The following is a 12,809-nucleotide window of genomic DNA, read 5'->3' as shown; positions in this document are numbered from 1 at the left end:
AGTAACTAGTGGATCTAATTACACCTAATTTTTGCAATAGAAAAGTATAACGCAGATATAATCAATTTTAACAAGCAAGAATGATCAAATACTTATGTAGATTGGTATAAACAACAGATATAAAAAAACCAGCTACATGAGCTGGTTTTTCTTCATTCTCTAAGCAATTAAGCTTGGAATGGGTGTACTTTGATGATTGTCTCGTTACGGTCAGGACCAGTAGAGATAATATCAATAGGCACGCCTGTTAATTCTTCGATACGCTTAATGTAATTTAGAGCAGCTTGTGGAAGCGCTTCAATTGTTTTCGCACCAAATGTATTTTCAGACCAACCAGGCATAGTTTCGTATACTGGTGTCGCTTCTTCAAATGCTTCTGCAGCCATTGGAGAAACTTCTAGTAAAGAACCATCTTTCATCTGGTAACCAGTACAGATTTTTAGTTCTTCTAGGCCATCTAATACGTCTAGTTTAGTTAGACACATACCAGACAGTGAGTTGATTTGGATTGCACGACGCATCGCTACAGCATCAAACCAACCAGTACGACGTAAACGACCAGTCGTTGCACCAAACTCGTGACCAACTGTACCTAGGTGTTTACCAATTGGATCTTGCTTCTCTAAACCATCATATAGCTCAGTAGGGAATGGACCAGAACCTACACGAGTACAGTATGCTTTAGTAATACCTAGGATGTAACCTAAGTGACGAGGACCAAAACCAGAACCTGCAGCAACGCCACCAGCGGTAGTATTAGAAGATGTTACGTAAGGGTAAGTACCGTGGTCGATGTCTAGAAGTGTACCTTGAGCACCTTCAAACATGATCTTGTCGCCGCGCTTGCGTGCTGCATCAAGAGTATCAGTTACATCGATAACCATTGAAGTTAGTAGATCAGCATAGCTCATTGCTTGCTCAAGTACTTCTTCATAGCTTACTGGCTCTACTTTGTAGTAGTTAACTAATGCAAAGTTATGGTATTCCATTACTTCTTTTAGTTTCTCAGCGAAAGCAACTTTATCAAATAGATCGCCAACACGTAGACCACGACGAGATACTTTATCTTCGTACGCTGGACCGATACCACGACCTGTTGTACCAATTGCTTTGTTACCACGTGCGATTTCACGCGCTTGGTCTAGCGCTACGTGATAAGGAAGAATTAGAGGACAAGCTTCAGAAATGAATAGGCGTTCACGAACTGGAATACCACGCGCTTCAAGTGGCGCCATTTCTTTTAGTAAAGCATCAGGTGAAAGCACTACGCCATTACCGATAATGCATTCAACATTATCACGTAAAATACCTGATGGAATTAAGTGTAGAACGGTTTTTTCACCGTCGATAACTAGAGTGTGGCCTGCATTGTGACCGCCTTGATAGCGAACTACATACTTTGCATCTTCAGTTAAAAGGTCTACGATTTTACCTTTACCTTCGTCACCCCATTGGGTGCCCAGAACGACAACGTTATTTCCCATCTTTCCAAGTCTGCTTGTTAGTTAAAAATGGATTCTAGCATTGATAGAAAAATCTTTCAGGTATTTTTAGTTAAAATCTCATTTTCATAATAAAGCGCTATCAATATAAACAAGGTTATGATTTATTTTTCTAATAAAATCAAAAATAAAGACACAATCCTACATTTTCAGCGAATATTAGAGCATCACACTGCAAATAACGACACCTGCAACCACTAAGCACCCACCGATACGACGCAAAGTATTGTCAGGCTGCTCACTTAATTGCGCCACCATATTACGCCACCCATTAGGCGCGATTAATGGACCTAGCCCTTCCACAATGAGTACACCACCAATGGCTAACCAAATCGCATTGCTCATACAAACCTCTTAATAAACTTAATTACGTGCAGAAACAAAACAAGGCCCCGTAGGACCTTGTTAATTAAAGCGAATCAAAATCTAGAGTTAGATTTATTTTCCACCCTTTGGATCATTCATGTATTTGAAGAAGTCAGTCTTAGGATCAAGTACTAAGATGTCGTTCTTGCTATTGAATGATCTCTCATAGGCTTTCAATGAACGGATAAAGCTAAAGAACTCAGGCTCTTTATTAAACGTGTCTGCATACAGTTTTGCAACTTTCGCATCGGCATCACCACGAGTAATTTGTGCTGTTTTATCCGCTTCAGCGATAATCGTTGCTACTTCAAGCTCTGATTGAGCACGAATAACTTCGGCTTTCTCACGACCTTGAGAACGTAATTTACGAGCAACCGCTTCACGCTCTGCACGCATACGACGGTAAATCGATTCAGAGATCTCTTCAGGTAAGTTGATTTTCTTGATTCGTAAATCAATCACTTCAATACCTAAATCACCCGTTCCATCTTGAGAGTCAAGAAGTACTGTTGCCATTACCTCTTCACGCTTTTCAGAAACCAATTCTTTTACCGTAGTACTACCGATTTCAGCACGTAGACCATCAGAAACACGACGTTGTAGTAACGCTTCCGCTGTCAGAATATTACCACCACCAGTTGCTAAGTAGAATTGACCAAAATCTTTGATTCTCCACTTAACGTATGAGTCGATAATAACGTCTTTTTTCTCTGACGTTACGAAACGGTCTGATTGATCATCCATAGTTTGGATACGAGCATCTAATGTATTAACTCGATCAAACATTGGCATTTTAAAATGCAAACCCGGTTCGTAGATACGAGTGATTTCATTATTGTCTTTAATCAAACGACCAAAACGAGTCACAATACCACGCTCACCTTCTGGGATCACAAACAGTGACATCAAGAAAATAGCGACTACAACAATCAGTGTTGGGATCATTAACTTACGCATGATTAGTATCTCCCTTCACGTGTTGAGTTACGGCCAGTAGTATTCGTATTAGTTGGTTGTTGCTTTTGTTCTACTTCGATATTGTAATTTTTAGACTGTGACGTTGAAGTTCTAGGAGTCGACGTCGCACCTTGCTGATTACCAGTGATCTTATCTAATGGTAGATATAACAAGTTACCATTAGATTCTGAATCAATCAGAACCTTACTTGTATTACCGTATACGCGTTCCATCGTATCCAAGTACAAACGAGTACGAGTGACTTCTGGTGCTTTGTTATATTCAGGTAGTAGCTTTTCAAACTGTGCAATTTGACCAATCGCTTCGTTAACAGTTCGTTCTGTATAACCTTGAGCTTCTTTTTTCAGACGCTCAGCACGACCCGTCGCTTTTGGAAGGATATCATTACTGTACGCTTCCGCTTCACGAATGAAACGCTCTTCATCTTCTCGAGCTGCAATCGCATCATCAAATGACGCTTTTACTTGCTCTGGCGGACGAGCTGATTGGAAGTTAACATCAACAACTAGTAAACCCATGTCGTATTTATCAATAATGCGATTTAGCGTTTCTTGAGTTCGTTGACGGATTTCTTGACGACCACTGGTCAAGATATCATCCATTTTTGCGTCACCAATAACGGCACGTAACGCAGAGTCTGTCGCTTGACGCAAACTGTCATCCGCATTCGTTACTGTGTACAAATATTTATGCGCATCAGCAACACGATATTGAACACCCATCTCAACTGTTACTACGTTTTCATCTTTAGTAAGCATTAAACCTTTTGAGTTTAATGAACGAATTGATTGAACGTTTACTGGTGTCACTTGATCAATAAAAGTTGGTTTCCAGTTTAGACCTGGGTCAACCATACGATCATATTGACCAAAACGTAATACTACGCCTCGCTCACTTTCACCAATGGTATAGAAACCAGAGAATATCCAAATACCAATAGCGACAACTGCAATTAAACCTAAGCCAATTGCACCGCCATTGCCAAATGAAGGTAGCCCGTTGCCACCATTATTATTTCCGCCTTTATTGCCACCACCAAACTTACCACTCAATTTTTGGCTTAGTTTATTAAAGACTTCATCAAGATCCGGTGGACCTTGATCACGGCCGCCACGATTTTTATTACCCCAAGGGTCTTTATTATCGCCACCGCCATTGTTGTTGTTATTTCCAGGCTCATTCCACGCCATTAGAAAACTCCAAGGTAATTATGAAGACAAAGAATTCTGTGTACTCTCATCAGCAATTAAAAAATTACTTAATGGAGTCTCTTCACGTTTTTCTAACTTAGACCAATCAACTTGCTGCATACGTACATCGAGAAGCAAGCTGCCATCATCCTGATATTCTTCTTTTATAATGCTTTGCATTTGAAAGAATTTACTTCGAAGACGTCCAACCAAATCTGGCGGTAATAGCAATGTATGCGCCACCATCTGCCCAGCTAATCGTTCCGTTAATGCTTGGAAAAGTAATTCAATGCCTTGGCCTTCCATTGCTGAAACCCAAACACATCGAGGAACTCCCTCCTCATCACGTTCAATTCTTGGTTGTTGATCTTCTAAGTTATCAATCTTATTCATCACAAGAAGAAAAGGCACCTCATTGGCATCTATCTCTTCTAGAACAATATCTACTGCCTCAATATTCTCACGAAAACGGTCATCACTGGCATCAACAACATGTAACAAGATATTTGCTTCTTGCGTTTCTTGTAATGTCGCTTTAAAAGCAGCAACAAGATCATGTGGCAAATGACGGATAAAACCTACCGTATCAGCAAGTATCGATGTCCCAACATCAGCAACTTCAATCTTACGTAATGTAGGATCAAGTGTTGCAAACAATTGGTCAGCCGCATAAACCCCCGCTTCAGTAATTCGATTAAATAACGTAGATTTCCCTGCGTTGGTATAACCGACTAATGAAATGGTTGGAATTTCAGCCCGATATCTTGCTCGACGCCCTTGCTCACGCTGCTTAGCGACTTTAGCTAATCGGCGCAAGATTGCTTTGATACGATCTCGCAATAGTCGTCTATCGGTTTCTAATTGAGTTTCACCAGGACCTCGTAAACCTATCCCGCCTTTTTGACGTTCAAGGTGCGTCCACCCTCGGATTAATCTAGTAGATATATGACGTAATTGTGCTAACTCAACTTGCAACTTACCTTCATAGGTTCGTGCTCGCTGAGCGAAAATATCCAGTATTAGCCCCGTACGGTCTATTACTCGACATTGACATAATTGTTCTAAATTTCGTTCTTGAGCAGGAGAAAGCGCGTGATTAAAAATCACAATATCTGCATTCTTAGCTCGAACTGCATCGGCAATTTCTTGCGCTTTACCTTCACCGACATAGTATTTAGGGAGTGGAGACTGACGGGTCCCCGTCACAACATCTAATGTGTTTACTCCTGCAGAAGACACCAACATCTTACATTCGTCGAGATCTTCTACGTCTCCCTCATAGGTGAAACTGATGTGCACAAGAATCGCCTGTTCACCGGATTCATAACGGTCAAACAAGCGCTAACTCCTTAAAGATCGACTATTCAAAAATAGAATAGTATTAATCTTCTGTTGTTTCTTGTGGACGCTCGCTTTGTGGGCGATCACTTGCAGTGTGATGGCTTACAGCACGAGCTGGAACAACAGTAGAGATCGCATGCTTATATACCATCTGATTTACTGTGTTCTTCAATAGGATAACAAATTGATCAAATGATTCGATTTGTCCCTGTAATTTAATCCCATTAACTAAGTAGATAGACACTGGAATCCTTTCACGACGCAGCGCATTCAAAAATGGGTCTTGCAAAGATTGCCCTTTAGCCATTTTTTTTTCCTTTTTGGTTTGTAATTGTAATTTTATTTAGCTATTAGCCTTTAGCTTATGACTAAACGCTCTGAAGTTAAACAACATTGATACATTATTGTGCTTATTTTTTCTCTAAACGATCAGAGATCGTCTGTAGGGCACCATCAATGTCATCACTATCCAGCCAAGTGAGTTCTTTCCAGCTACGTAGCCAGGTAATTTGTCGCTTGGCCAATTGACGAGTCGCGCACACACCACGGAAAACCGCGTCATCTAATGTACCCTCCCCATCAAAATAGTCCCACATTTGTCGGTAACCTACGCATCGAATAGACGGTAAATCAGCATGAAGATCATCACGTTCATATAATGCTCGTGCTTCCGCTTCAAAGCCGGCTTCCATCATATTCTCAAAACGCAGTTCAATCCGACGGTGTATCTCTGCTCTTTCTTTCGGTGCAATCGCAAATTGATGCACTTCATAAGGCAAGGCGTCACCTTTAATCTGGGTTAATTCTGTTAAAGTTTTACCCGAAATTCGAAATACTTCCAACGCTCGGGAAAGTCGTTGTGGATCATTTGGATGAATTCTCTCTGCTGATACAGGATCAATCGTTTTTAATTGATCATGCATCGCTTCCCATCCAAATTGCACCGCTTCTTGCTCAATTTGAGCTCTAATGTCAGCATCCGCTGCTGGTAATGGTGAAAGACCTTCAAGTAATGCTTTGTAGTACAACATCGTACCACCAACCAATAAAGGTATCTTTCCTTGAGCAACAATGTCATCCATTTCTTTCAGGGCATCACGACGAAACTCAGCCACTGAATAGCTCTCTGTTGGATCAATAATATCAATAAGACGATGAGGTGCTTGTAAAAGTTCCTCTTCATTTGGTTTTGCCGTACCAATATCCATTCCCTTATAGATAAGGGCTGAGTCTACGCTAATCAACTCTACAGGAAAACGTTTTCGCAATTCAATCGCTAAGTTTGTTTTTCCTGATGCTGTTGGTCCCATCAAGAAGATGGCTTGTGGTAATGCTTTATTCATGACTAAATGCTTGTATCACTTGAGTAATATCGATGTTTTTTAACAGTTTCTGATTGAATTGGGATAACCCATCTCCCCATAACTGCTCTAATTCCATCACTAATTGTATCGCTTGAGCATTACTATAACTGACTTCTTCATGTTGAACTTGATGAGAAAGCCAAATAATAACCTGTTCAAGTGACGGATTTATGCTGTCTAGATACCTTAACAGATTCGGAATTAATTGTTGTAAATTCTGCTGCCGAATTGGCTGACAAACCGCCATCACAATCACACTCGTTCTATTTTTAACTTTAAGATCAATACCCAAAGGTTTCAAGAATAAAGCGTAATCTAATACTTTACGACAAATCGTTTCTTCTACACCGATAGAAAGTGGTATTAGTAAAGGTTGAGCTCGTAACGCTTCGTTATGCACACTGTTTAACTGCCCATAACTTTTTACAAACTCAGCATAATGTAAATTTAAAAGTTGCAGTTGCTCTCCTTTTTGTAAGAGGGCAAACCCTTTTTCGACAACGGTTAAGACCTTACCTAACGAAACCACTTTATCGTCGACTATTGAGAGTATTGGCACATAACTTTCGACGGTCGGTATGTCGCTTAAATGGCGTAAGTGGCCCTCATTTACCTGATGATTGGTAGAGCGCTTATCTTCAACTGGCGTGTTTAGTAACGCACTGTAATTCGTCAGCTCTTTTTGAGAGGGTCTATCATTTTGGTAAGTAATACTGCGACCATTTGATGATGAGGACTTTGATATTGAAGGGGAGTTCGATACCCAAGAATCAGATGGGGCTTTATTTGGGTAATTTGGTGTTGAATCCACCGCATTTTTTAGCTGCTCCGTTCTATCAATGCTCGCTTGTTGAGGCTGACGAACGTATTCCTTCATTGGTGGGAAATGGATCTCTTTCTCATGGAAAGTACTGCACTCTTCATTTTCTTCTTCATTGTATGAGAGTTCTGGAGAGCTAATACTTTGCTGTAATGCGCCATAAATAGCTTGATAGATAAAGTCATGCACCAAACGCGCTTGATGAAAACGCACCTCATGTTTAGCCGGATGGACATTCACATCGACATCGTGCGGATTAATCTCAATGAATAAGATATAGGCAGCATATTGATTTGCTAATAATGAAGACTCATAACCTTGTCGTATAGCATGATTGATGAGTTTATCTTTCATCATTCTGCCATTCACATAACAGTATTGGATATCGCCTTGTGCTCTTGCCCCTTCAGGTGAGGAGATCCAACCATGAAATTTTAGCTCTCCATGCTCCAGCTCAACTTCTAATGCGTGTTGTAGAAAATGAGAACCACAGATGGCTGCTAACCGTTTTTCGACTTGAGCTTTTGTTTGCGCCGCTCGATATTGACGGACTTGCTTTCCGTTGTGACGTAGGTTGATCGTAATATCCAATCGACTCAGAGCAATTCGCTTTAAGAGTTCATCAATATGAGTGAATTCTGTTTTATCAGTACGAAGAAACTTACGACGAGCAGGCGTATTAAAGAAAAGATCGACCACATCAATGGTGGTTCCAATAGGGTGAGCGGCAGGTTTTAGTTTAACCTCCATATCTCGTCCTTCAGCATATGCTGACCACGCTTCTTCTTGGGCAACAGTACGAGAGGTTAAGGTTAAACGAGAAACTGAACTGATTGAGGCAAGCGCTTCACCACGAAAGCCAAGACTCACAATGGCTTCAAGATCATCAAGAGTGGTAATCTTTGATGTCGCATGGCGACTTAAGGCAAGAGTCAGTTCATCTTTCGCGATACCAAAACCATTATCACGAATTCGAATTAACTTACTGCCTCCTTTTTCAATGTCAATATCGATGCGAGTTGCCCCCGCATCGATACTGTTTTCAACAAGCTCTTTTACTACAGAAGCAGGGCGTTCAACAACCTCACCCGCCGCAATCTGGTTGGCTAATCGAGCTGGTAAGATTTGAATTGGCATAACCCTGTCCTTTCTAACTGGTTGGTATAATGAGCACCTGTCCTATCGCCAACTCATCAGAACGTAACTTATTGGCTTTTCTTAGGCTGGACACAGAGACTCCATATTTCGTTGCAATTTTACCTAAGAACTCACCACGTTTCACCGTATGTTTCTTCACAGGGGCAACAATGCTTACTTTCAATTTCTGTCCAACAAATAAGGTATCTGATTTCAATCGATTTAACGAACGAATGCTGCTTGTAGACACCTTATACTTAGACGCAATTTTTCCTAAATATTCACCAGATCGTACTTTATGAGTAATGATCGTACGTGCTTGTTTAGTGTTTGATGATGCTGCCTTTGACGTCGTCGTTTTCGGAGCAACATACACAGGTTTATTTGTTGGAATAATTAGTACTTGGCCAACAGCTAAACTCGTACTCTTCAAGTTATTCACACTTTTTAACTTGGTTGCAGTAGTACCGTATTTCTTAGCAATAACAGAGAGTGATTCACCAGAGCGCACTTTATGCTTCTTTTGCTGGCCTTGTGCAGCCAGTAATGTTCCTTGCGGAGGGTTAGCATTAAGGTAGCTTACAATCGCTTTAGAAATCGCGCGAGCTATCTTATCTTGATGGCCACGCTGGAACAGTTGCTTCTCTTCTGTCGGATTCGAAATAAAGCCAGTTTCAATCAAAATAGAAGGAATATCTGGTGACTTTAGTACCGCAAGACTGGCATTAACAGGATCTTTCTTATGAAGTTTGATCACTTTTCCCATTTCAGAAAGAACGTTCGTTGCGAGTTTATAGCCCTCTTTTTGAGAGTGACTAAATTGTAAGTCTAATAGTGTTTGACTTACGTTTCGGTCATTGCTGTTCTTTGCTAGCACATCACCTGCGCCACCTAATAATTCAGACTGTTTCTCATGCTTCTCTACCCAACGACCAATCTCAGTGTTTGCACGACGTGTGTTTAACACAAAAACAGAGCCACCTCTTGGTTGTGGAGAGCGGAAGCTATCTGCGTGAATAGAAACCAATAGATGAGATTTGTTTTTACGAGCAATGTCAGTACGTTTGTTTAAGTTAACAAAGTAATCACCACTGCGCGTCATGATAGCTCGCATACCTGGCTGAGCATTTATCTGGGCAACGACTTTTTTAGAGATCGCAAGAGTCGCGTGTTTCTCGTACTTTCTCGTCGGTCCAATAGAGCCAGGGTCTTCGCCACCATGACCAGCATCAATGGCAATAATAATCTCGCCATTACCAATAATATGATTGGAATTAGAGTTAATGATTGGCTGCGATGGTTTTACTGGTTTACTTTGAGTTGGCTTAGAGACACTGCTTGAAGAATGAGGTAAGTCCATTACCAAACGATGACCGTACTGCCCACCGGGTGTTGGAGCTAACTTAAACACTTCAGCTTTCACTGAATGCTTTAATTCAAAAACCAGACGCGTCGTGCCCTTGGATGGCGATGAGCTCTTTCGTATTTTTGATAATACTTTACTGTCACTGACCGTTAATGGCAGCTTGGCTTTTAAATTGGTATTTTTAAGATCAACAACCAAACGATAAGGGCTACTCAGTGTGAAGTAGCTGTAATTCGCCTCTGAATTTAAATCAATAACAATACGAGTTTCATCTGGCGACGGCCACACTCGTATTCCCTCTAAGGTATTCGCAGATACATAAAAACTACTCACTGACATCACAGCAAGTATCGCATACCAAATTACTTGAAAATATTTACCGATTAACACAAATCCAACCGCTGAATTAAACTACATCCATACTCATTATTACCCGTAATCACAACATGACGAGCTTCGCCATCATAGCGAATATCAATATCAATATCTGGATTTGGTAATAACCCTTCCCCTCTCTCAGGCCATTCAACTAAACAAATTGCATCATCAGTAAAATAGTCACGGATCCCCATAAATTCTAACTCTTCAGGATCGGCTAAACGGTAAAGGTCAAAATGATATACTTGCCACTTATCCAGTTCATAAGGTTCGACTAACGTATATGTTGGACTTTTCACATTACCAATATGCCCTAGCGAACGAATAAAACCTCGACTAAAGGTGGTTTTACCTGCACCAAGGTCACCATGCAAAAAGATCGTTGTTTGCTGAGTACAAGCTTGAGAGAGCTGTCTACCAAATTCAACGGTGTCGTCTTCAGTAGCTAAATTAAATTCAAAGCGTTCCATTATTCACTAATTTCACTATTTTAATTGTCTAAATTGATGGACTTGGTATCAGATTCACAATTTATCTGCGGAATATTTACACACAAGTTCTTATGGGTTGCGTTGATTCAATGCCTTTTAGTTGCATTGAAGTACGTCTTATCAATCCTATATGATAAACTTTTACTCATAATACTGTAATAAAAAAATGTAATCTCTCTGTGAATATCGACTATCAAGCACTCGCAAATAACATCAAAGTATGGGCACAAGAACTTGGCTTTCAAAAAGTTGGGATCTGTGACGTTGACTTATCTCAGCACGAAGCGGCTTTAGAGCAATGGCTTGATGCTGGCTATCATGGTTCAATGGACTGGATGGCTCGTCATGGCATGATGCGAGCAAGACCTAATGAGTTACACCCAGGAACGATTAGAGTCATCAGTGCACGCATGGATTATTTGCCTCCTCAAGCCGGCTTCGCAAGTAATTTAAGCGATCCTACACAAGCTTATATCAGTCGATACGCTCTCGGCCGCGATTATCATAAGCTGATCCGCAACCAATTAAAAAAACTAGGGCAAAAGATTGAAGCTGAAGTTGAACAGCTTGGTTATCGTCCTTTTGTCGATTCAGCCCCAATCTTAGAAAGACCGTTAGCAGAAAAAGCAGGATTAGGCTGGACAGGAAAGCACTCATTACTCCTTGATAAAGACGCAGGTTCTTGGTTTTTCTTAGGTGAACTATTAATTGATATCCCCTTGCCTGTTGATTCTCCTGTTGAGAACCAATGCGGAAAATGCACGGCCTGTGTTACATCATGCCCGACAAATGCGATATTAGAAAATGGAGTGATTGACGCCCGTCGTTGTATTTCTTACTTAACCATAGAAAACAGCGAGGTTATTCCTGAGGAGTTTCGTTCATTGATGGGCAATCGAATTTATGGTTGTGATGACTGCCAGCTAGTATGCCCTTGGAATCGTGAAGCCGAAATAACACAGCAAAATGACTTCCATCGTAGAGAGTCTCTAGATAATGCTAATTTACTCTCTCTTTTTGCATGGGATGAAGTCACCTTTTTAAAAAATACGGAAGGCTCTGCAATTCGTCGTATTGGCCATAAGCAGTGGTTACGCAATTTAGCCATTGCAATGGGTAACGCACCACATTCAACTGACATCATTTCAGCACTACAGGCTCGCATAGGGTTAGATGATAACTTGGATATTCATCTTCTTTGGGCAATAGAGCAACAACAATCCCAACAAGTAAATGCAAATAGAAAAGAACAACGCCTTATTCGAATTATAGAAAAAGGCTTACCAAGAGACGCCTAATTTCACGCTATATATAGGGTTGAGTATTTACTTATGATGAAAATTTGATGTTAGTCGTAATTAATGTGGAAAACATTTTGAAGTGAAGCAAACTATTTGGTTTACAGAAAAGTTAAGCACAAGGCAGGAATATGATTAGGATCAAAGAAGTCAAGCAAAAAGATCTTTTCAATTGCTAAAAAAAATGCATATGAAAAATAAATTATATATAAATCAATCAGATAAATAAAAACAAGAAATATATTGATCTAAAACCAACCATAAGATCTTTATTTTAGTTATTTAAAAAAATGCTTTTAAAAAATAACTAACAGAGTTATCCACAACACTCTTTTTGTGGATAAGTTTGTTGATTATATGGTAACTACTACATATAACTGACCCTCTGCCCTTTATGTTTTATAAAAACATATTGATATGCAGATAGATAATTTGATTCTTTGGCTTTGTATGAATCAGAATGTTCTAAAGAGCAGAATTTTATGTGGGGTTAATACTTCACAGCATTAATTTTAAAGAAAATAAAAGCGCTGAATAGTATTCAGCGCTTTTATTTTGTTTGGAGCGACACACGAGGC

General features: G+C 40.2%; 11 protein-coding genes. 1 reads left to right on the top strand and 10 read right to left on the bottom strand.

What is annotated here, in order from left to right:
* Positions 1–167: 167 nt before the first annotated feature.
* The 10 genes from PVK63_RS12080 to tsaE form a co-directional block, all read right to left on the bottom strand.
* Positions 168–1,484: an adenylosuccinate synthase gene (locus tag PVK63_RS12080; RefSeq protein ID WP_130043866.1), complete on the bottom strand. Its 1,317-nt coding sequence runs from the start codon at positions 1,482–1,484 to the stop codon at positions 168–170.
* Positions 1,485–1,661: 177 nt separating this feature from the next.
* The gene (locus tag PVK63_RS12075) at positions 1,662–1,847 is read right to left on the bottom strand and encodes a DUF2065 domain-containing protein (protein ID WP_060992657.1); all 186 of its coding nucleotides are present in this window, start codon (positions 1,845–1,847) and stop codon (positions 1,662–1,664) included.
* 93 nt (positions 1,848–1,940) lie between these two features.
* A complete protein-coding gene (hflC, locus tag PVK63_RS12070) occupies positions 1,941–2,825 on the bottom strand; it encodes a protease modulator HflC (protein WP_130043865.1) in 885 nt (294 codons plus the stop codon).
* A 2-nt stretch (positions 2,826–2,827) separates the two neighbouring features.
* Positions 2,828–4,036, bottom strand: coding sequence for an FtsH protease activity modulator HflK (gene hflK, locus PVK63_RS12065; RefSeq protein ID WP_130049235.1), 1,209 nt, complete (start codon positions 4,034–4,036; stop codon positions 2,828–2,830).
* Between the two features lie 18 nt (positions 4,037–4,054).
* Complete coding sequence (gene hflX / locus PVK63_RS12060; protein ID WP_130043863.1) at positions 4,055–5,374, bottom strand: ribosome rescue GTPase HflX; 1,320 nt, start codon at positions 5,372–5,374, stop codon at positions 4,055–4,057.
* A gap of 43 nt (positions 5,375–5,417) precedes the next feature.
* The gene (gene hfq / locus PVK63_RS12055; RefSeq protein WP_130049234.1) at positions 5,418–5,684 is read right to left on the bottom strand and encodes an RNA chaperone Hfq; all 267 of its coding nucleotides are present in this window, start codon (positions 5,682–5,684) and stop codon (positions 5,418–5,420) included.
* A 103-nt stretch (positions 5,685–5,787) separates the two neighbouring features.
* Positions 5,788–6,720 (bottom strand): tRNA (adenosine(37)-N6)-dimethylallyltransferase MiaA, encoded by a 933-nt coding sequence (miaA, locus tag PVK63_RS12050; protein WP_130088127.1) that lies wholly within the window; start codon positions 6,718–6,720, stop codon positions 5,788–5,790.
* On the bottom strand, positions 6,713–8,698 hold the full coding sequence (gene mutL / locus PVK63_RS12045) for a DNA mismatch repair endonuclease MutL (protein WP_130049232.1): 1,986 nt from the start codon (positions 8,696–8,698) through the stop codon (positions 6,713–6,715). Before mutL ends, miaA begins: the two co-directional genes overlap by 8 nt.
* Positions 8,699–8,711: 13 nt before the next feature.
* Positions 8,712–10,454, bottom strand: a complete 1,743-nt coding sequence (locus PVK63_RS12040; protein ID WP_130088126.1) for a LysM peptidoglycan-binding domain-containing protein — start codon at positions 10,452–10,454, stop codon at positions 8,712–8,714.
* Positions 10,448–10,912 (bottom strand): tRNA (adenosine(37)-N6)-threonylcarbamoyltransferase complex ATPase subunit type 1 TsaE, encoded by a 465-nt coding sequence (tsaE, locus tag PVK63_RS12035; protein WP_130043858.1) that lies wholly within the window; start codon positions 10,910–10,912, stop codon positions 10,448–10,450. The genes PVK63_RS12040 and tsaE overlap by 7 nt, the downstream gene beginning before the upstream one ends.
* A 206-nt stretch (positions 10,913–11,118) precedes the next feature.
* Here tsaE and queG point away from each other — a divergent pair, with 206 nt between their 5' ends.
* Positions 11,119–12,231, top strand: coding sequence for a tRNA epoxyqueuosine(34) reductase QueG (gene queG / locus PVK63_RS12030; RefSeq protein WP_165366826.1), 1,113 nt, complete (start codon positions 11,119–11,121; stop codon positions 12,229–12,231).
* The last annotated feature ends 578 nt before the right edge of the window (positions 12,232–12,809 follow it).

The sequence above is a fragment of the Aliivibrio sp. S2TY2 genome (assembly GCF_028765525.1).
Taxonomy (GTDB): Bacteria; Pseudomonadota; Gammaproteobacteria; order Enterobacterales; family Vibrionaceae; genus Aliivibrio; species Aliivibrio finisterrensis_A.
The sequence above is the reverse complement of the archived record's forward strand: the minus strand, read 5'-3'. Positions and strand labels throughout refer to the sequence as shown.